The following is a 21401-nucleotide window of genomic DNA, read 5'->3' on the forward strand; positions in this document are numbered from 1 at the left end:
GAAAGGATGGCTTTTTTCTATACTATATAAATGAGTTGTCGGTAAGTCGATATAAATTGCATTTATTAATAACTACATCATGATCAAACAAGTACTACTGTGCCTGAACAGAACCAATCTCGTCTTGCTCTTCTGGTTTCACAAGTGCGTAACGTTCCCACGCCCTGCTTTTCCAGCGGAAGAACATAATAATGGCACGCGTCCATTCGTCGATGGCGATCGCTAGCCAAATACCAACGAGCCCCATATCTAAATGAAAGGCGAAAAAGTAACCTAGTGGTAAACTCATTAACACCATAGAGAATGCACCGATTAAAACAGGATATTTTGCATCACCAGCTGCACGAAGCGAATTAATGATGACGATATTCATCGTACGTCCCGTTTCAAGTAGTACACTTAGTAAAAGAACACTTGCGCCTAACCCGATAATGTGCGGATTATCTGTAAACAGTCCCATTAATTGTGTACGGAATGTAATAACGAGAGCGACCATACATAGAGTTACACCAATCGCCCATTTTACACTTTTCCATAAGCGTTCGTATGCTTCATCCTTTTCGCCACCACCAACAAGGCGGCCAATAATAATGGCTGTTCCCATACCAATCGCAATTGCAAATAAATAAGTGAACATGGAAATGTTAGTAGCGTATTGTCTAGCAGCTAATGATTCCGTTCCTAAGTACGTTGCGTAATAAAGGAAGACGATTTGACAAGCTTGATACATCACTTGTTCAAATGCAGATGGAATACCGATTTTTAAAATTTTCCCAATGTATTCTTTGGATAAAGTGAAGTAATATTGTAATTTCACGCGATATTCCATAACGCGGTATAGTAACCAGAAGAAAACAATAAGTGCGATCAATCGACTGATAGCGGAAGAAATTGCAGCTCCTTGTACACCGAGCTCAGGGAAACCAAATTTCCCGAAAATGAGTACGTAGTTTCCAGCGATATGAATAATATTCATTCCGAGTGAAATAAACATCGCTTGCTTTGTAAAACCGTGTACACGGATAATTGCGGCTAATGAGTTAATAATAGCTTGCAGGAAGATAGCCCCTCCGACGATAGATAAGTAGTTTTGTGCATACGTTAGTACATCGCCTTGTAAGTTCATTGCGAGCATCATATGTTTCGAAAATAAAAGAAAACCAGCGCTTATAACGAGCCCGACTATTAAATTTAATGTGACGGCTAATGCTGATATTTTAGATGCCTCCATAAAGCGTTTGGAACCGAGGTATTGAGATACAACGATAGCAGCGCCGTTCCCGATGACTTCTAATACCAAAATCGCGATATGAAGATATTGATTCGCTGCACCAACCCCAGATACAGCATCGTCTGATAATGCACTTAACATGAAAGTATCAGCGATCCCCATCAACATAAAAAGAAAAACTTCTAGAAAAATAGGCCATGTTAATAAGAATAAACTTAATTTTTCTGCCGTCCCATTTTTTGCCTGAATTGCTGTCATGTCCGTCCCCTCTTTACCGATATCTATTTTTAGCAAAATGTATCGTAACATACTTTCTTATCCTTTGCACTCATTTTAGCCTACATATTTTTAATATGAAGGGCTTGCTATTTTATGTTAAAAAGGGTGGGATAATTATACATAAAGTATTATGAAATATAAAATTTGTTTTTATTTGATAATTTAGAAAAATATAAAAATAATTATTTTCGGCACTTTAGTAAGGATAATTAGCAGTATAAAACGTTTACAAACATATATTTTTTGACAGAAAATTTTAATGAAATAGAAATATAAATATACAAGAAATATATTTGTGTGTATAATATGAATTGTTAGAACATATATATATTTCTTTCTGTTTGAAAATGAAAGGGCTAACATTTTTTTGGAGGGTGGAAGTATGAAAAAAAAGATACCAGTTTTTGTAGTATCAACAGTAGCAATGAGCATGATGTTAGGGGCATGTAGCTATCAAAAAGATGAACCGCAAGCAAACGCAAAAGGGGATAGCGGGAAAAGCGATGCGAAGCAAGTTCTTAATTTAATTGAAACACAAGAAATTCCAACGATGGACCCAGCATTATCAGCTGACGCAGTTTCTTCAAAAGTAATGAACAACACGATGGAAGGTCTATACCGCCTTGGAAAAGATGATAAGTTAGTTCCAGGTGTAGCAAAAGAATTTAAAAAGTCAGAAGACGGTAAAAAATATACATTTAAATTACGTGAAGACGCGAAATGGTCAAACGGTGAGCCTTTAACAGCGAAAGATTTTGTATACGCATGGCAAAGAGCGATCAATCCAGACACAGCTGCGAAATCAGCATACATTATGTATGATATAAAAAATGCAGAGAAAATTAATAAAAAAGAGATGCGTCCTGATCAATTAGGTGTAAAAGCAATTGATGATTACACATTAGAAGTAGAATTAGACAATTCTATTCCATATCTTGTAGATTTAATGGTATATCCAATCTTTTATCCTGTGAATGAGAAATTTGTGAAAGAGCAAGGTGCGAAGTTTGGTTTAGAAGCAAATACAACACTTTATAACGGACCGTTTACATTAAGCGATTGGCAGCATGAACGCAGTTTTAAAATGACAAAGAGCTCATCATATTGGGACAATAAAGAAGTGAAGCTTGAAGAAGTAAACTTTAATATTGTAAAAGATACATCTACGCCAATTAACTTATATGAAACAAATGCAATCGATCGAGCGACGTTATTAGCAGAGTTCATCGATAAATATAAAGGAAAACCAGATTTCAAAACAGTAGAAGAGACATCTGTATTTTTCCTACGCTTAAATCAAAAAGATCCAGCTTTAGCAAATAAAAATATTCGTAAAGCAATTTCACTTGCTTTTGATCGTAAGCCGTTCGTTGATACATTATTAAATAACGGTTCTAAGGCAGCGACAGGATTAATTCCTGATAACTTCATTAAAGGACCAGATAAAAAAGATTTCCGTGCTGTAAACGGGGATATTGTAAAACCAAACGTGAAAGAAGCGAAGAAATATTGGGAAGCTGGCAAAAAAGAACTTGGTAAAAATGAAATCGAATTAGAATTATTAAATGAAGATGTAGAGTTATCTAAGAAAACTGGTGAATATTTAAAAGGTGAATTAGAAAAAAATTTACCAGGTTTAACAGTGAAAATTAAACAACAACCATTCGCACAAAAACTAAAATTAGAAGATGCGGGTGATTATGTCATGTCATTCTCTGGATGGGGGGCAGACTTCCCAGATCCGATTACATATCTTGATATGTTTGTAACAGATGGGTCACAAAATAAGATGAAGTACTCTAATCCGAAATACGATGAAATCATTATGAAAGCGAAAAAAGATGGAAGCGATGTAAATGCTCGCTGGAAAAACTTACTTGAGGCAGAAAAAATGTTACTTGATGACGCTGCGATTGTTCCAGTATACCAACGTGGTAGAGCATACTTACAAAGAGAAACAATTAAAGATATGTACAACCATAAATATGGCCCCGATGTGAGCTTCAAATGGGCATCCCTAGGAAAATAAAAAAAGCAGGCTAACCACCTGCTTTTTTTAATACGTTCGTTTCTTATAAATGCCTTTTCCGCCAACTTGATTCCAGCCGGATTGCACATCCAAACTTTTGTTAACAAACTTCATTTTTTCTTTTCCACCAAAGAGCTTTTCGCCGATGCTATTTGTAATGACACCGATCAATGCTGTTATTCCGATGATGAGGGCAGCAACCGTAATAAAATCAATAAAAAAAGCAATCATTTGCAAACTCCCCCTTTGCCTGTCTGTATGTTTATTGTATGAGATAAAAAATGAAAAAGAAAGAAATATCAGAAAAATATTTAATTTACTTTAGAAATCGTGTAGACAGGAGGGAGAATGTTTGTTAAAATGAGAACAAACGTTCCTTTTTATTCTCATTTGTATAGTCTTACATTTCTTAATTGATTTATCAGGAAAAAGTAAGAAAACGTTCTCTTTTTCATAGGGAAGATTATAGATAAATAACTATATATTATATGAAAAATCTAGAGGAAATGAGTATTAAAAGGGTTGAAAGTTATTGTTCAAGTACAGCTAAATTGAGCGTAATCATGTTACATAGCAGTGGAATACACGGAAGAGTTTTCTCAACTAGCAGGAAATTTACTGTATATTTCTTGCAAAATCTATTGTATAATGATTATAGAAGTTACTTATTAAAAGTAATTGTTGTTTATTATAAGTTGTTGCTTACATGAAATGCGATTTTTGTACTTTTCAATAAGACAAGTTATCGCGAAAAATTGCTTAAGTTAGAAATTAAAACTGTATGTAGTACAGAATTTGTACTCTTTAAGGAGAGTGAGCTTTGTATGGTAACATTATATAGTTCTCCAAGCTGTACGTCTTGTAGAAAGGCGAAATTATGGCTAGAGGAAAATCATATTCCCTATACAGAACGTAATATTTTCTCAGATCCATTAACGATTGAGGAAATTAAAGAGATTTTACGTATGACAGAAAGCGGAACGGATGAGATTATTTCTACTCGTTCGAAAGTTTTCCAAGAATTGAATGTAAACTTAGAATCTTTACCACTTCAAGATTTATATAAGATGATTCGTGACTATCCGGGGATTTTACGTCGTCCAATTATGATTGACGAGAAACGCCTTCAAGTTGGTTACAACGAAGACGAAATTCGCCGTTTCTTACCACGTACAGTAAGAACGTTCCAATTACGTGAAGCACAACGTCTTGTAAATTAATTATAATAATATGAAAACCTTCTACCTATTATATAGTAGAAGGTTTTTTTTAATGTTTCACATTGCGTAATCGAACTTGTTTTACGATAAAGCCGATGCATAAAATAGTGAAAATGAACAAATAAGGAATGCTTGCAGTGAAACTTGGGTTGTTATGAAAAAAGGTTGCAAGTCTGTCTTCATGTGTAACCATTTTCCCTGCAGTATAGGCAAGAATTGCTGCACCGCAATAAATGAGGAATGGAAATCGTTCCATAAGTATTAAAATAAGTTTACTTCCCCAAATAATAATAGGGATAGAAATGAGTAAGCCGATTATGACGAGTAAAAATCTCCCGTGAGCTGCACCTGCAATGGCAATAACATTATCAAACCCCATAACGAGATCCGCGAAAACAATTGTCCGCACAGCTTGAAATAAAGTTGTTTTTCCTTGAATGGCAGAAAGGTCGTTGCTATCATCAGTTAATAAATTGACTGCAATTAATGTAAGTAAAACCCCGCCAATCAATTGTAGGAATGGAATGTCGAGTAAATAGACAGCTAGTATAGTAAGGATAATTCTTAGTACGATTGCTAAAAGAGTACCGATCAAAATAGCTTTATTTCGTTTCGATTCAGGTAAATTTCGGCTAGCTAGTGCGATGACGATTGCATTGTCACCACCTAATACAACATCGATACCGACAATCATTAGTACGGATGTTAAAAACTCTAAGTCCATTCGTCTGCCTCCATTTATGATGTTTTAATAAGCGAACTGTATGTATGTGATGCAGAAAGTTGTTGTTAAATAATCTCTTTCAATAGAAGTTTCACTTTATTACAGTGTACGGGGGAATGTGGAAATGTATGTCCAAATTTTTTGTAAGTAAGAAATCGCTATAATAATATATTTATGTAGTTAATCGAGTAAAGATAGGCATATAACTATTTTTGTAAAATAAATCGATTTTATTTCCATTCTGGAGAATCTTATCATAAAATGAGAGTACAAGAATCTATTGATTTGTCATATGAGTGGGGAATCCCTTCATAACAATTCTAAGCAGGAAGGGAGAGTTGTATTTTGGATATTGAAAGAATTAATGATCATACGATGAAATTTTTTATTACGTACATTGATATAGAGGATAGAGGATTTAATCGTGAAGAAATTTGGTATGATCGCGAACGAAGTGAAGAGCTCTTTTGGGAGATGATGGACGAAGCTCGTGATCATGACGATTTCTTTATTGATGGGCCGTTATGGATTCAAGTGCAAGCAGTCGATAAAGGGATTGAAGTACTTGTCACGAAAGCAGAGCTTTCAAAGGACGGACAAAAGCTGGAACTACCGATAGGGGTAGACAAAATTATAGATATTCCTCTAGATGAAGGCATCGAATCATTATTCCAACAAGAGTTAGTCGAAGAGGTAGAAGAACAAACAGGAACAAACTTTAATGAAGATGGTACGTTTGGCTTTTTAATTAAATTTAATGATTTTGAAGATGTCATTTCATTAAGTCATCGTCTTATCTTTGAAGATATAAAAGATGAGCTGTATTCATTTGAGGACCGCTATTATGTATATGTGGAATTCGATGAAGTGCTACATGATGAAGAAGAAATCGATCGTATTTTAAGTATTGTTTTAGAATATGGGGAAGAATCAACTTTAACAATTCATCGTGTAAGTGAGTATGGAAAACAAATTGTGAAAGAGCATGCGCTTGAAACGATTCGCAATAATTTTCCTGCTAAAACGTAGGCCGATTTCTGTAGTATGAAATCGGCTTTTTATATGAAGAATAGGAAAGCTTTCTTAGTTAGGAGGTAAGAGATGAAAAATACGTTAAAGCTGATTTTCTTTATCCTGCTATTGTTCGCATTATTTGTTTCGTTACGTATGTTTATTGATGTAGCATTTTATTCAGATGTGATTGGGATAAAAGATGTTTCGATTTTAGGTATTATTAGTATTTTATTTACGGTATCTGCGTTTTTAATTGGTTGCGTTATTTTCTTAGAAAATCGCCATCCATCTAAAACACTTACATGGTTAATTGTGTTAGGGATTTTTCCGGTATTTGGCTTCTTTGCTTATTTATTATTTGGACAAAATTTTCGGAGAAAAAGAATGTTTCAAAAGAAGGCGTTACTTGATGAACAGGCGTTTTTACAATATAAAGGGCATGAAGATTACGAAGAACGAATTTTACGCAATCATAAGCATCAAGAATTGTTATTTCGTTTAGCGGATCGATTAGGTGCTTTAAATATTTCATTTCAAACTGAAACGAGGACATTAACAAATGGAGATGAAACGTTTCAGGCCATTTTAAATGGGTTAAAACGAGCGAAACATCACATTCATATGGAATATTACATTGTGCGTGATGATAAATTAGGAACAGAAATTAAAGATATTTTAATACAAAAATCAAAAGAGGGCGTTGTTGTTCGCTTTTTATATGATGCGGTTGGAAGTTTTAAGTTATCGAAATCGTATATTGAAGAATTAAACGATGCAGGTGTAGAAATGATTCCGTTCTTTCCTGTGCGCTTTCCGATTTTAAACGATAAGATTAATTATCGAAATCATAGGAAAATTGTTGTGATTGATGGGAACGAAGGGTTTGTGGGCGGATTAAATATTGGTGATGAGTATTTAGGAAAAAGTAAATATTTTGGCTTTTGGCGAGACACTCATTTGTATTTACGTGGTGAAGCGGTTCAAAGTTTACAGCTTATTTTCCTTCAAGATTGGTTTTATATGACTGGAGAGGCTGTGCTAGCTCCTGAATATTTACAAGCAAAAGCAGTTGAGGGTGATCATTGGGGAGGAGTGCAGCTAGTTGCAGGCGGCCCCGATAATAAGTGGGAAACGATTAAGCATTTATATTTCGCAATGATCGCTTCTGCTCGGAAATCTATTTGGATTGCAACGCCGTATTTTATTCCGGATGATGATATTTTATCCGCATTAAAGGTTGCTGCACTTGCTGGTATTGATGTCCGTTTGTTGATGCCGAGTAAACCTGATAAGCGCACTGTCTTTTACGCATCGAGATCGTACTTCCCAGAGCTTTTAGACGCAGGAGTAAAGATATATGAATACGAAAAAGGTTTTCTTCATAGTAAAATTGTCATCGTTGATTCTGATTTAGCTTCAATTGGGACAGCTAATATGGATATGAGAAGTTTTCATTTGAATTTTGAAGTAAATGCCTTTTTATATGATACAGATAGCATTAAAAGACTTGTTCAAGACTTTAAAGACGATTTAGAAGAATCCAGTGAAATTCACGTCGATCGTTTTCATAAAAGGCGTCTGCATAGACGAATTGTTGAATCAACGTACCGGTTATTATCGCCATTATTATAAAAAGAGATGTCCGAAATTGGGACATCTCTTTTTTAAAAGGAATTTGTAATAAATTGTAGAATATAAGGAGCTGAAAGGGTGTGATTCCGATATTTATAGCTAAAAGAGAAAACGGAGAAAAAATTCATTTACTCTATAATTGTAATGAAGAGCTTTTGCGCCGTATGCGCCAACAGGAACGATTCTTTTGTGTAGCTTGTGGAAAGGAAGTGCAAATGAAATTAGGGAAACAAAAAAGTTGGCATTTTGCTCATAAAAAAGTGGATTCATGTCTTGCCTTTTATGAAGCGGAATCAACGTATCATATGCACGGTAAAGAATTGTTATATAGATGGTTCAAACGTCAAAACTTTCAGGTGGATATTGAGTACTACCTTCCGGAAATTAAGCAACGACCAGATATTTTTGTAGAGAGGGCGGGCAGAAAAATTGCAATTGAATACCAATGTGCAAACCTTGCTATAGAGCAGCTGTACAAAAGAACCTATTCATATTGGCGAGCTGGTATACAGGTCATTTGGATCGTTGGTGGAAATCAATTGAAAAAGCAATCGGCATATTGGATGAAATTCTCCTCACTTATGGCTTTCTCCTTACAATCTTATCCTCAACCATTTCTTATTTTCTTCTGTTCGAAAGAAAAATCATTTATGAAATGTGCATTTATCACTTCATTTTCTACAAGCGTCTCTTTCTCACATATTATATATTTACCAATTGAAACGACTACTTTTGAAATGCTTTTTTCTCCTATTCCTTTCAAAAAGGAAATATTAGAACGAGAATGGAAGAAGCGAAAGGATTATTTTCGGCAAAACGCTCTGCCTATTTGGAATTATAACTATAAGTCATTATTACGCCTCTTATATCAATTTAAATGTACCCCAGCGAGCTTTCCTTCTGAAATTGGTGTTCCACTCCCTTCTGGATTTGCTTTTCAAACAAACCCATTTATATGGCAAGCTTTTCTATATATGAAGTGTATAGGGGGGCTTGCAGTAGGAGAGTGTATTTCTCTTCAATATGTGTGTAGTTATGTAAAAAGGTATACGAAAAGGCGGATACTTCCGTACTTTTCACAGCACACATGGAAAGTGGCAGTTACTGAATATATGACATTTTTATGCTATATAGGTGTATTGCATAAAGCGGGAAGTTATACGTACCGAAAAATAAGGGATGTAGTGATGTTAAAAACAGAGGAGGAAATTATGAAACATGATGAGATTTGCTTAATACATGCGCTATCTTTATTTGAGGCAAATTTTAACATGAGAGGAGGAAAAGGGGATATAATAAAGAATGATTGTGAAGGAATTACATAAGAAAAAACGAATTGTACTTAAGTAGAGATATTTAAAGGAGGGCTTAAAGAATGTCTGAACAAAACAAAGCGAAAGCATTACCAGATCGCAACGAGATTGAAGAAGCAAGTACGTGGCGATTAGAAGATATTTTCCAAACGGATGCAGAATGGGAAAAAGAATTCCAGGCTATTAAAGAGCTATTACCGAAGTTAACTGAATTTAAAGGGAAACTTGGTGACTCTGCGGACAATTTACTTGAGGCATTGCAATATGAAGATGAAATTTCAATGCGATTAGGTAAGCTATATACATATGCTCATATGCGTTACGATCAAGATACAACAAACTCTGTATATCAAGCATTAAATGATCGCGCAACAAATTTATATTCACAAGTATCTAGTAGCACAGCGTATATTGTGCCTGAAATTTTATCAATTTCAGAAGATACACTGCAAACATTCTTGAAGGAAAATAGAGATTTAAGTGTATATGAACATGCATTAGAAGAAATTACACGTCAACGCCCGCACGTATTATCAGAAGCTGAGGAGGCTTTATTAGCGGAAGCATCTGAAGTAATGAGTTCATCAAGCAATACATTCGGTATGTTGAATAACGCAGATTTAAAATTCCCATCTATTAAAGGTGAAGACGGAGAAGAAATAGAAATTACACATGGTCGTTACATTCAGTTTTTAGAAAGTGATGATCCTCGTGTTCGCAAAGATGCATTTAAAGCTGTATATGAAACGTATGGGAAATTTAAAAATACATTCGCAAGTACGTTAAGTGGAGCAGTAAAACGTAATAATTTCAATGCGCGTGTTCGTAAATATGATTCTGCTCGCCAAGCTGCACTGAGCAATAATAATATTCCGGAAGCAGTATACGATCAACTCGTTGAAACGGTAAATGACAACTTACATTTATTACACCGTTACATCGATATTCGTAAGCGTGCATTAGGACTTGATGAGCTTCATATGTATGATTTATATACACCACTTGTACCAGAAGTGAAAATGAATGTGAAATACGAAGAAGCGCAAGACCTTTTATTAAAATCTTTAAACGTACTTGGTGATGAATATGTTGATATTTTGAAAGAGGCATATGAAAATCGCTGGGTAGATGTGTATGAGAATAAAGGAAAACGAAGCGGGGCATACTCATCTGGTGCATATGGAACAAATCCGTATATTTTAATGAACTGGCATGATAATGTAAATAATTTATTTACACTTGCTCATGAGTTTGGTCATTCGGTGCATAGTTACTATACAAGAAAAACACAACCGCACGTATATGGTGATTATTCCATCTTTGTAGCAGAAGTGGCATCTACTTGTAATGAAGCGCTTCTAAATGATTATTTATTAAAAACGACAGAAGATAAGAAAGAGCGTCTATATTTATTAAATCATTATTTAGAAGGGTTCCGTGGTACTGTATTCCGTCAAACGATGTTTGCAGAGTTTGAACATATTATTCATAAGAAAGTACAAGAAGGACATGCTGTTACGCCAGATATGCTAACGGAAATCTACTATGATTTAAATAAGAAATATTTCGGTGACGCTTTAGTAATCGACGAAGAGATTGGTTTAGAATGGTCTCGTATTCCACACTTCTACTACAACTATTACGTATATCAATACGCAACAGGATTTAGTGCAGCGACTGCTCTATCTAAACAGATTTTAGAAGAAGGACAACCAGCAGTAGAACGTTATATTAACGAGTTCTTAAAAGCAGGAAGCTCTGATTATCCAATTGAAGTGCTGAAAAAAGCAGGAGTAGATATGGCATCTCCTGAACCAGTAAAAGAGGCACTACAAGTATTTGAAGAGAAATTAAATGAATTAGAAGCATTATTATTTGAAGAAAAGTAATGAAAAAAGACGAGGGATTGTATCCTCGTCTTTTTTTGAATAGATTAAATGTCGATATATGTCGAAAAAACAAGGTGAATTTCTTTGTTTTTTCTAACTGAAAGGATAGTTTTACGGCTGATTTTTGAAATTAAAACCCTTTGAATCGTTTTTTATGATTGAAATAAGAGAGAGTGATAACGATGATTACGAATAAAAGAGGTAAGGCAATAATTTTAGGAAAAGCTTGTAATAGAGAGAGGATGTACAAGAAAAAAGAAACGATGACAGCTAGAAAGAGAAGAGCAATATAAGATTTTTTCATAAATAAACCCCCTAAATGACCTTTTTTATAGCTTATTCAAAAATGAAAACGTTTAGAATGTGACAAAAGTGTGAAATTCGACAAAAGGGGTTGTCATCTGACGTCGAATCTTGTAATATAATAAGCGTGAACGAATTCACATACAAACATATACCCCTTTGTTTGAACGTGAAAATTTCTCCCATCCCCTTTAATATTTTTATAAGCCGTAAAGAAGAAGACCTGGTGTTTACACCAGGTCTTTTTCTTTTGCTATCCATTTCCAATAACGTTCGCATTTTACTTCAATCATTTGTACTTTTCGTTTCAGTTGTAATTTTTTAAGCTCGCGCTCAATTTCTTGTTGCGGACAGTCATAAATAAATGCTACTTCTTTTGAAGATATAAATTGTGTTGCTTCTAGTAGCACTTCTAAAGGTGGTAATGGTTCTGGCTCAATTTCACATTTTACAAGTTCTTTCAATAATTGTACGTATACATCGTAGGAATAATTTCCAGCGATTTTAATACCTTCTTCATCTGAGTTCGCATGAAAAAAGACGAGGGAGGGTATTTCTGTAATATGCATTTCATTCGTGAATTTCAAGTCACATTGGAAAGCTTTTTTTGCACTAGCAGAATGTAGATCTTTTTTAAATTCTTCTACATCAATATTGCTATCTTTCGCACATGCAAGTAATAGTTCGCAGTCAGGGGTTGATACATTTTCAAGGAAAATGTATTCTTGGAGTTTTCGCAAAAACTTCGAACCTGCTTTTCGGCCCTGTAACTCCGCTGCCTTAATCGCCATCGAAACTAAATATGGTGTTGACGATGCTTCTTGCATATGTACCTTTCCATCACATGAAAAACCTTGTAAACTTGTTGTCTTTTCCCACACAAATCGAATATTAGCAGGTTTATTCCATTTGTGTGAGGAAGCGTTCGTTCCATCCACTTTTCCTGTTACGATATGACGAATAGAGAAGTATTTCCCGTATTCAAGCCATAGTTTAATAATAAAAGGCTCAATTTCCCAGCAATCTTTACAAAGTGGATCAATAAATAAATATGCTTCTACAGACTTATGCTCGCATGCGGAAGGAGATGGCATATTTATATGCTTTGCTTCCTGCTTATCCATTACACTTCACCTGTTTCGTTTGGAGTATTAACCATATGCTGAGCGGTTAATGCTAAACGTTCAAAAACAAACTCTCTTATATGACCATGCACTCCAGTATCATCCATTGCTTGCTCCATACATGATAGCCAAGCCTCTGCTCGTTTTGGAGTAATCTCAAACGGAAGATGGCGTGCTCTTAACATAGGATGACCATGTTCTTCAGTGTACAAATTAGGACCACCTAAATATTGTGTTAAAAATTGCTTCTGCTTCCTAGCGGTTTCTGTTAAATCTTCCGGGAAGATGGGAGATAAGTCAGGGTGTTTACTGACATAGGAATAAAATGTATCTACTAATATTGCAATGCATTGTTCACCGCCAATTGCTTCAAATGGTGTCATCGGTTGCTTGCTCATCCTTTATAAACTCCTTTTTCCATGAAATGTATATCTATTGTAGCAATGGAATGTTCGAGAGGGCAAATAAACAGCCTTCTCAAAGATTCTTTGCTTATTCTACGGATGTAAATTTTTTTAGTGAGGTATATCCACTAGCGAAACATATTCACTAGTGGAATTTTCACTTTAGCGTGCTTTGTTTTGTTTGGCAAGGAAAAAGCGTTTTACTTTGTTATTTGTATGACGAACAGGTATGTTATGTTGCGTTAATAAATGAATAAATGCAGCTTTTCCTGTTTCTTCATCTTGCACTTCAAATTCAATTTCATAATCATCGTGATTGTAATAGAAACTATGATCAAAGACAAGCGTTCCGCCTTTAAATAATGTTTCTGCTCTTTCTGTTGTTAAACTACCCATATATGTTAAAGCAGAAACAGGAATTTGTAATTTGTGTAATTGATCTACTACTGCTCCTTGAATGATTGTGTTTGTTTCCATCATCATTTTTGCTTCGTCTTCTGTTACGATTTGATGCGTTTCTAATAAACCGATTTCTGCAGGTTGTTTCAACGTTAACGTATAAGTTTCTCCTTTATGACGAATACGAAGTGCAGAGCCAGCTTCTTTTAACGAGAAGTCAGGTGTTTCAAAGTAGTGATTCACTTGTTTCGTAAATGCTTCAATAGAAAACGATTTGCATAATGTATCGAATTCTTCTTTTGTAACGATATTTTTGAATTCAATTTCAATTTCTTGTGTCATTGTATAATCTCCTTTTGAAAAATAATTCTTTACACATTATCGCTTTTTCATAAATTTGGTTCAATGTTTTATTTGTTTGCGTCCATGTTATGATACAATAATACTGTTAAGTAAGACAGGAAGTTGAGATGGAGGAGTTAGAGCATGCAAAATAAAATCCAAGTTAAGAGCGTAGAAAAGAGAGAGAATGCTCTTATTTTTTGTGCGGAAAATAGTGAAATAGAGGTAAAGGAGTTAAGTGCACGTAATCACGTACTTGTAGACTCAGACAATTTATCATTTTTATATATCTTAGAAAATGAATCATCTTTTATTTATGTAAGTATTCCGCACACATGCTGGGAAGCAATGCATGAAGCGATGAATAACGATGTGGTTATGTTCGTTAGCGTGAATGACATTGAAATGGAATTAGAAGGATTAAAAGAAGAAGTGGAATATTTAGTTGAAAATATTGAAGGTAATGCAAATTACGGAGAAGAATTAGTAACTGCTGTAGAAAAAGTATTTCTATAAGCAAATGGATTGATTTTGGTGGTGGTTGAAATGAATCGAAATTGGGAAGAATTTTTAGCACCTTACCACCAAGCGGTGGCAGAGCTGAAAGTGAAACTAAAAGGAATGCGTACTCAATTTGCAATGTTAACAGAGCATTCTCCAATTGAGTTTGTAACAGGAAGGGTAAAGTCGGTTGCAAGTATTATTGATAAAGCGGAGAAGAGAAATGTACCGCTAGACCGATTGAGAGAAGATATGCAGGATATTGCTGGGCTTAGAATGATGTGTCAATTTGTTGATGAGATTAAGCCTGTTGTAGAATATCTTCGAAAACGAAATGACTTTGAAATCGTGGAAGAACGTGATTATGTCACGCAAAAGAAAGATAGCGGTTATCGTTCTTATCATGTTGTCATTAGTTATCCTGTTCAAACGATTCAGGGTGAACAAAAAGTATTGGTAGAAATCCAAATACGCACGCTAGCAATGAACTTTTGGGCAACAATTGAGCATTCTTTAAATTATAAATATAGTGGACGTTTTCCTGAAGATATTAAAATACGCTTGCAACGTGCAGCTGAAGCGGCGTTTTTATTAGATGAAGAAATGTCTTCTATTCGTCTTGAAATTCAAGAAGCGCAAAAGGCTTTTTCAAGAAAGCAAGAAACGAAAGATTCCGAATCATAAACTAAAGGGTGTTGGGCGATGAAATTTACAATTATGTCAAAGGGAGATCAATCATCAGATACACTGGCAAGCACGATGAAAGAGTACTTGCTAGATTTTGGATTTATAATGGATGAAAAGGAACCCGATATTGTAATTTCTGTTGGGGGAGATGGAACGCTTTTGTATGCGTTTCATCGTTATTATAATCGATTGGATGAAACAGCATTTGTTGGTGTACATACAGGACATTTAGGTTTCTATGCAGATTGGTTACCGACAGAAGTAGAGAAATTAGTAATTGCGATTGCAAAAACACCATTCCAAGTGGTGGAATATCCGCTTTTAGAAGTTATTATTCGCTATGTGAATGGAAGTAAAGAGTCACAGTATTTAGCGATGAATGAGGCGACTGTAAAAAGTGCAGAAGGTACATTAGTAACAGAAGTAGAAATACGCGGAGAATATTTTGAAACATTCCGCGGGGACGGTCTTTGTATTTCTACTCCTTCAGGAAGTACTGCGTATAATAAAGCGCTTGGCGGAGCAATTATTCACCCATCTATTGAAGCGATTCAAATTGCAGAAATGGCGTCCATTAACAATCGTGTGTTTCGTACTGTAGGATCGCCACTCGTATTGCCGAAGCATCATACATGTGTGTTAAAGCCGGCTGCAGGAATGAACTTACAAATTACAGTGGATCATTTAACAATGGTCCATCAAGATGTGAAATCAATCCAGTATCGCGTCGCAAACGAGAAAGTACGATTTGTTCGTTTCCGCCCGTTCCCGTTCTGGAAACGAGTTCGTGACTCGTTTGTTGCAGATAAATAGAAAGGGTTATATATTTGAACAGATTTACATTGAAATGGGATATAGGGCTGGCTGAAGAGGGAACTTTAGTTAGGGAATTTTTGAAAACGAAAGGTATTTCTAAAGCCGCTTTAACGGATATAAAGTTTCACGGCGGGGCAATTGAAGTAAATAGTCAACATGCGAGTGTTCGTCATCAGTTGCGCGCTGGTGAAGAATTAAGTGTCTTTTTTCCAGTCGAGGAAAGAAGTGAAGGGATGATGGCAGAAGATATCCCTTTATGCATTGTATATGAAGATGATGCGGTTCTTATCATTGATAAAGAGGCGAACATGTCAACGATTCCGTCTAGAGAACATCCGACAGGGAGTGTTGCCAATGCGATTTTATCTCATTATGATAAGCAGCATCTTGCAAGTACAGTGCACATTGTAACACGGTTAGATCGTGATACTTCAGGGCTTATGCTTATTGCAAAAAATCGTTTCGTGCATCATCTTTTATCGAAGCAGCATCAACAAAAAGCTGTGAAACGAACGTATGAAGCAATTGTTCACGGAAAGATTGTAGAACGAGAAGGAATGATTGATGCACCAATTGGTCGAAAATCTGATAGCATTATTGAGCGAACGGTTTGTGAAGATGGACAAAGGGCAGTTACTCATTTTAAAGTAATTGATAGTACATATGATAAGACACATGTAGGGCTTGAGCTTGAGACAGGAAGAACGCATCAAATTCGTGTGCATATGGCTCATATAGGACATCCATTACTTGGTGATAGCTTATATGGAGGGAGAAGGGATGAAATGAAACGGCAAGCACTTCATAGTAAATCTTTGACGTTTTATCATCCTATTTTAGAGAAAGAGATGTCTTTCACTATAAAGCTTCCAAGCGATATGCAAGAAGTGTTGCGGCATACTTAAAAAGGGAACAAAATTCTTATATTATAAAGAATTTTGTTCCCTTTTTTCTTAGCGGAATAATATTAAAATTTGGTTTTCACCCGTACGCTTTATAACGAAAAATCCACTTTCGGCTTTTGTAGCAATGCCATTGTCATTTGGACGACAATATCCATGTGCTTCGCAAGTGCCGTCATCACGTACTAACATTTGTCCAATTAATCCGACAGGAAGCCACTCGGCGCGATCTTTTCTTGCTACATATTTGCAAGCTGGATCCCATTCTGTATTTAAAAGAGGTTGTATTTCTTCTGTTTCCGTCCATACATATTGGCGTTTTCCAAAGTTATCTGTTTTATAGCGTTTTTGCCAACTTAAAGCCCCGCTATTTCCTATAAGTGCAGGGGTTGCACTAGATATTCCTAAAATGAAAGAATCGTGTGAAGTAGCTATCCGAATTTTTTCTTCGCTACTAAATGCAACGAAATAACCGACATCAATAGGTTTATGACCTTCTGTTTCAAACATTTGTGCAAAATCCGTTCCGCTTGCATTGTAAGACGCGCCCTCAATGTACATTTCTCCATTATGGGCGAGCCATTTAGCCCCGATATTATGGTCGGTGTCGTTTACACCATTTGCAATAAACCAAGAATAAGCTTCTTCTGCAGTGCCGAAGCGCCCCATAATATGGCTACCTGCAAAATGAGCTGTTGATGTATGATGACCTTCCGCATGAGAAGAGGATCCGTTAGCGATAGTTGCGGTTCCTTCTGCGTGTGCTGCTTCGCCTAAAGCAATCGTCTGTTTACCCTCCGCATGAGAATAAGCACCGCTTGCTGTCGTTTCACTTCCCTCACTATGCGAACTATGTCCGGTTGCTTTTGAGTTTGATCCTTCTGCATGAGAGAAAGAACCTTTTGCGTGTGTTAATAAGCCTTCCGCATGTGCTGCCATGCCCTCCGCATGAGAGTGAAGCCCCTCCGCATATGCATATCGGCCGCCCCTTTTAACTTTTGTATTTTCAGGTGTAGGTGTCTCAATTATGAGTGGTTTTTCAGTTTGTATATCATTCGATGAAGCCAATGCCTCTTTTATTTTTTTTACTTTGTTTATAATAGCAGCTGGAATTTCTGGTTCCACTTTTTTATTTATTGCTACAGAAATATTTTCTTCGGCCTTTTCTTCTGTTTGGTTAGAATGTAGTACCTGTTCATCTTGATTTGAGAGCTGTTTATTTTTTTGTTTCATCTTTATTTTTTTACGATCGATTATGCGGCTCATCACAGCATTTTCTAAAGAGACATATGTTGGTTTTACTTTGCTTTTTTTTGATGACTCTTGTTCTTCCAGTTCTTCTATCGCTGCAGCCCGAATACTACACCAGTTGTTAATTCCGTACATGGGCAGATATAAAGGGGGAAATTTTCTTTTTTGTTTAGAAGATTTTTTCTTCATTCTGTCACCTCCTGCGACATTATATGTAGGGTAATTAAAAAAAGATGCACTTTATTGCATCTTTTTTTAATTACTTTACCTAGTTTTATATGAAATCTGCCTAAATAATGCTAAGTAAGGTAGTTATGAAATTGGACGGAATTTCTCAGCGACAAAAGGTAACGAAGAAGGGACAGAGATAGTCTCCATTTCAGGATAACGTAATCCGGTTAATTTGCCACCAAATACAGCACCAGTATCAATATTGACTGTCTGATTGACGAATCGAGGTTCTGCTACTGGTGTATGTCCATATACAATCCAAGCTTGCCCCTTGTACTCTTGCGCCCAATCGCGACGGACAGGTGAGCCATCGGCATGCTTTTCTCCTGTAATATCGCCATATAATACAAAGGTTTGTACTTTTTTATCTCGTCTTCCTATGTAATCTTGCCGAATCCCAGCGTGACATACGATTACTCTTTTTTCATCTAGTATGTGGTAGAGCGGTGATTGTTCATAAAGAGTGATAAACTTTTCTTTTATAATGTTTTGCTTATGAGAAGGAAGTGCCTCATATTCAGCAACAGTTGTTTCAAGTCCGTGAGCGACTGTTACATTACGCCCAAGGAAAAATCGATATAGTTTATTACAGTGATTTCCAGGAGCGTAATAAGCTTCTTTTCTATGTATGACAAGTTCCCATACAATTTCAATCATACGTAATGAATGAGGACCACGGTCTGTAATATCGCCAACGAATGCAAGTTTACGTTGGTCAGGGTGAACCGGTAGACCGCTACTCCAGTTATATCCTAGCTTCTCTGTTAAATTTTGAAACTCTTGGAAGCATCCATGAATATCTCCTATAATGTCATATTTCATATTTAAACCTCCATCGTATTTTTCATTAGTATATCTAAAAAAGGATAGAGATAAAAATATAGCGTTTTTGTGTTGTTCATTTAAACATAAAGATTTTCGTTCTTGAGCGAACATTTAAAATGAATCCAATCGCAATCATGTATGTAAGCAGTGAACTTCCTCCGTAACTCATAAGAGGTAATGTTATCCCTGTAATGGGAAGTAATCCGATTGTCATCCCGATATTTTGGAATACTTGGAAAGTAAACATTCCGATTGTACCAGCGCAAATGTAACTACCGAAGGGGTCATTACTTTCTAAAGCAATATGAATCATTCGAAAAATGAGTAAGAAAAAAAGAGAAATAATGACACTTGCGCCTAGAAATCCAAATTGTTCAGCGACATTAGTGAAAATAAAATCTGTATGTGGTTCTGGAAAATATACTTGTCCATTTTCCCACCCTTTTCCTTGCATTTCTCCGGATCCAGTCGCTAAGAATGCTTGTCTTAATTGATAGCCTTGTGCATCATATTTGTAAGGTGCTAACCATCCGTAGAAGCGATTTAATTGATATTCTTTTAAAATGTGTGCTTTAAAGAAATCTGTGTGAGTAAAAAAAATATATATTAATGTAGATCCAGCAACGAAAGTACCTGAAACTAATCCGAAAATAAAACGCCATCGTATGCCAGAAACTAGTATCATTGCTGCAAGCATCGCTGAAATGACCATTGTGTTTCCTAAATCTGGTTCTTTTGCAATAAGTAGTAGTGGTGGCAAGCTTGTCGCAAATATTTTTCCAAGTAATAAAAAATCATCACGCATTGTTCGGGGAAAATATTTCTCATTATGATTTGCTATAATTCTTCCAATGACGATAATTAAAAACAATTTCATAATTTCAGAAGGCTGAAAATTCCCGATGCCTGGGAGCCTGTACCAAGCGGTAGCGCCTTTAATTGTAACGGCACCTGGTACTTGAAGTTCTAGTCCAATAAGTAGTACCATTGCAAAGCTATACAAATACCAAGCAATTTTTTGATAACGATCGAAATCGATAATCATAATAACACCAATGGCTATAAATCCAATGAAATACCATTGGATTTGCTTTAGTACAAAATTGACGTTTTGTAAAAATGGCGGTAAAGAGGCTTGCGCACTTGCAATAGCACAACAACTAACAATCCCAATGGCAAATAAAATAAATAGTAATACGTAGTCTATTTGATATTGAGAATTTGGATCTTTCAATGTAGGTATTCCTTTCTAATGCTCTTTATAGTAATGGATTTTATAGTATGAGAAAGAATGTATGAACTATACGAATGATTCGCATATAGCCCATACACTTTTAATTTTGCAGAGTAATTTAATTGTTTAACTCTTTAATAATTATATCCAAACAATGGGAAAGACGTACATGTGCGTCAGGAAAAATATCTAGTTGATGAAGATAGTATTTTAAGGAACTTTTACACCATTGGTAAGCACTAAGTAGAGCTGCTCTATAGTCCGTAGTATTTTGTAAAAAGCCATATTCTTTTGCTGTTATAACGAGGTGTGTGAAATCTTCACAACCTTGAAGGAGCTTATTGTGTATTTGTTGTCCAGCATGGTAGCGAAATTGACTTAAAGGCTCAGAAATGTATATTGCATTTCCTTTAGAAAGTAAAGAAATCCATGAGGCCATATCAACACTACAAGAATATTGTCGCTCTTTAAGAGTACCAAAAGGATCAGTGAGCAATTCTTTTCGGAACAAAGTAGTTGTAGGCTCACCGATAATATTGTGCCCGCCCTTTAACATCCAATTACCTAAAAATATCCCGTTTAATGGAGTGTCTTCACTATATAACCTTTGTGTTGGATGGGAATCACCTATTAGATTTCCATGATCATCAATACGTACTCGATAAGAAGTAACAAGAGCAAGATTTTTATTGGGATCTTGCTCAAAATAGGTCATCATTTTTTGTATTTTATGCTTATAAAACACGTCATCGTCCATTAAAAAATTTATATACTCACCATTTGATTTTTCTATGAGCATAAGGTCATTGTGAAATTGTCCTAGAGTAGGGATATTTCGAATGTATGTTATATTTTTATAATTTGGTAAGTATTGTTCGCGTATTAAAGTTGCTGTTTCATCATTTGTACTATCATCTCCGATAATGATTTCAATATTTGAATAAGTTTGTGCCAATGCACTTTCTAGAGCAATTTTAAAATAATGAGGCCGATTATAAGTGGGAATAAGGATGGAAACGAGAGGTAGATTTTTTTCATTCATCATACATAA

Annotated in this window: 21 protein-coding genes; 10 read left to right on the forward strand and 11 right to left on the reverse strand. The window is 35.6% G+C overall.

Features of this window, described 5'->3' with window-relative positions; translation table 11 throughout:
- Positions 1-94 precede the first annotated feature (94 nt).
- A complete protein-coding gene (locus OXT04_RS22440) occupies positions 95-1540 on the reverse strand; it encodes an MATE family efflux transporter (protein WP_002093905.1) in 1446 nt (481 codons plus the stop codon).
- A gap of 352 nt (positions 1541-1892) precedes the next feature.
- Between OXT04_RS22440 and OXT04_RS22445 the strand changes: the two genes are divergently transcribed.
- Complete coding sequence (locus OXT04_RS22445) at positions 1893-3539, forward strand: peptide ABC transporter substrate-binding protein (protein ID WP_000727254.1); 1647 nt, start codon at positions 1893-1895, stop codon at positions 3537-3539.
- A gap of 27 nt (positions 3540-3566) precedes the next feature.
- Here OXT04_RS22445 and OXT04_RS22450 read toward each other — a convergent pair whose 3' ends face one another.
- The gene (locus tag OXT04_RS22450) at positions 3567-3770 is read right to left on the reverse strand and encodes a hypothetical protein (protein ID WP_000559971.1); all 204 of its coding nucleotides are present in this window, start codon (positions 3768-3770) and stop codon (positions 3567-3569) included.
- Positions 3771-4363: 593 nt separating this feature from the next.
- On the opposite strand from OXT04_RS22450, the gene spx reads away from it, so the two are divergent.
- Positions 4364-4759, forward strand: coding sequence for a transcriptional regulator Spx (gene spx, locus OXT04_RS22455; protein ID WP_000258267.1), 396 nt, complete (start codon positions 4364-4366; stop codon positions 4757-4759).
- Positions 4760-4808: 49 nt separating this feature from the next.
- On the opposite strand, the gene OXT04_RS22460 is transcribed toward spx, so the two are convergent.
- Complete coding sequence (locus OXT04_RS22460; protein ID WP_000362604.1) at positions 4809-5483, reverse strand: TerC family protein; 675 nt, start codon at positions 5481-5483, stop codon at positions 4809-4811.
- 345 nt (positions 5484-5828) lie between these two features.
- Here OXT04_RS22460 and mecA point away from each other — a divergent pair, with 345 nt between their 5' ends.
- The 4 genes from mecA to pepF all read left to right on the forward strand — a co-directional run bounded on the left by mecA (position 5829) and on the right by pepF (position 11331).
- A complete protein-coding gene (gene mecA, locus OXT04_RS22465) occupies positions 5829-6512 on the forward strand; it encodes an adaptor protein MecA (RefSeq protein WP_000350715.1) in 684 nt (227 codons plus the stop codon).
- A 72-nt stretch (positions 6513-6584) separates the two neighbouring features.
- The gene (locus OXT04_RS22470) at positions 6585-8129 is read left to right on the forward strand and encodes a cardiolipin synthase (RefSeq protein ID WP_000799191.1); all 1545 of its coding nucleotides are present in this window, start codon (positions 6585-6587) and stop codon (positions 8127-8129) included.
- An 80-nt stretch (positions 8130-8209) separates the two neighbouring features.
- The gene (locus OXT04_RS22475) at positions 8210-9454 is read left to right on the forward strand and encodes a competence protein CoiA (protein ID WP_090975813.1); all 1245 of its coding nucleotides are present in this window, start codon (positions 8210-8212) and stop codon (positions 9452-9454) included.
- Between the two features lie 50 nt (positions 9455-9504).
- The gene (gene pepF, locus OXT04_RS22480) at positions 9505-11331 is read left to right on the forward strand and encodes an oligoendopeptidase F (protein ID WP_000003348.1); all 1827 of its coding nucleotides are present in this window, start codon (positions 9505-9507) and stop codon (positions 11329-11331) included.
- Positions 11332-11461: 130 nt separating this feature from the next.
- Here pepF and OXT04_RS22485 read toward each other — a convergent pair whose 3' ends face one another.
- From OXT04_RS22485 to OXT04_RS22500, 4 genes are all read right to left on the reverse strand, one after another.
- Positions 11462-11635 (reverse strand): hypothetical protein, encoded by a 174-nt coding sequence (locus OXT04_RS22485; protein ID WP_081366397.1) that lies wholly within the window; start codon positions 11633-11635, stop codon positions 11462-11464.
- Positions 11636-11864: 229 nt separating this feature from the next.
- Complete coding sequence (locus OXT04_RS22490) at positions 11865-12758, reverse strand: ClpXP adapter SpxH family protein (protein ID WP_000360660.1); 894 nt, start codon at positions 12756-12758, stop codon at positions 11865-11867.
- Positions 12758-13156 carry a globin domain-containing protein gene (locus OXT04_RS22495; protein WP_000043386.1) on the reverse strand — a complete coding sequence of 133 codons (399 nt, stop codon included), beginning with the start codon at positions 13154-13156 and terminating at the stop codon, positions 12758-12760. Before OXT04_RS22495 ends, OXT04_RS22490 begins: the two co-directional genes overlap by 1 nt.
- 168 nt (positions 13157-13324) lie before the next feature.
- Entirely contained in the window at positions 13325-13903 is a 579-nt protein-coding gene (locus OXT04_RS22500) for a CYTH domain-containing protein (protein WP_065228463.1), read from the reverse strand.
- A gap of 144 nt (positions 13904-14047) precedes the next feature.
- Between OXT04_RS22500 and OXT04_RS22505 the strand changes: the two genes are divergently transcribed.
- The 4 genes from OXT04_RS22505 to OXT04_RS22520 are packed head-to-tail and all read left to right on the forward strand — an operon-like array spanning position 14048 to position 16812.
- Positions 14048-14419 carry a UPF0738 family protein gene (locus tag OXT04_RS22505; protein ID WP_001180005.1) on the forward strand — a complete coding sequence of 124 codons (372 nt, stop codon included), beginning with the start codon at positions 14048-14050 and terminating at the stop codon, positions 14417-14419.
- Positions 14420-14449: 30 nt separating this feature from the next.
- The gene (yjbM, locus tag OXT04_RS22510; protein WP_001081482.1) at positions 14450-15088 is read left to right on the forward strand and encodes a GTP diphosphokinase; all 639 of its coding nucleotides are present in this window, start codon (positions 14450-14452) and stop codon (positions 15086-15088) included.
- 18 nt (positions 15089-15106) lie between these two features.
- A complete protein-coding gene (locus OXT04_RS22515) occupies positions 15107-15904 on the forward strand; it encodes an NAD kinase (protein ID WP_000673190.1) in 798 nt (265 codons plus the stop codon).
- 14 nt (positions 15905-15918) lie between these two features.
- Positions 15919-16812 carry an RluA family pseudouridine synthase gene (locus tag OXT04_RS22520; protein ID WP_065228464.1) on the forward strand — a complete coding sequence of 298 codons (894 nt, stop codon included), beginning with the start codon at positions 15919-15921 and terminating at the stop codon, positions 16810-16812.
- A gap of 48 nt (positions 16813-16860) precedes the next feature.
- On the opposite strand, the gene OXT04_RS22525 is transcribed toward OXT04_RS22520, so the two are convergent.
- The 4 genes from OXT04_RS22525 to OXT04_RS22540 form a co-directional block, all read right to left on the reverse strand.
- Positions 16861-18249, reverse strand: a complete 1389-nt coding sequence (locus tag OXT04_RS22525; protein WP_090975815.1) for a peptidase G2 autoproteolytic cleavage domain-containing protein — start codon at positions 18247-18249, stop codon at positions 16861-16863.
- Between the two features lie 123 nt (positions 18250-18372).
- Positions 18373-19113 carry a bis(5'-nucleosyl)-tetraphosphatase PrpE gene (gene prpE / locus OXT04_RS22530; protein ID WP_000872702.1) on the reverse strand — a complete coding sequence of 247 codons (741 nt, stop codon included), beginning with the start codon at positions 19111-19113 and terminating at the stop codon, positions 18373-18375.
- A gap of 76 nt (positions 19114-19189) precedes the next feature.
- Positions 19190-20350 (reverse strand): FtsW/RodA/SpoVE family cell cycle protein, encoded by a 1161-nt coding sequence (locus tag OXT04_RS22535; RefSeq protein WP_000654698.1) that lies wholly within the window; start codon positions 20348-20350, stop codon positions 19190-19192.
- Positions 20351-20468: 118 nt separating this feature from the next.
- Complete coding sequence (locus tag OXT04_RS22540; protein WP_065228475.1) at positions 20469-21395, reverse strand: glycosyltransferase family 2 protein; 927 nt, start codon at positions 21393-21395, stop codon at positions 20469-20471.
- Between the last annotated feature and the right edge of the window lie 6 nt (positions 21396-21401).

The sequence above is a fragment of the Bacillus sp. GC_Bacil_1 genome, assembly GCF_026540675.1.
GTDB lineage: Bacteria > Bacillota > Bacilli > Bacillales > Bacillaceae_G > Bacillus_A > Bacillus_A cereus.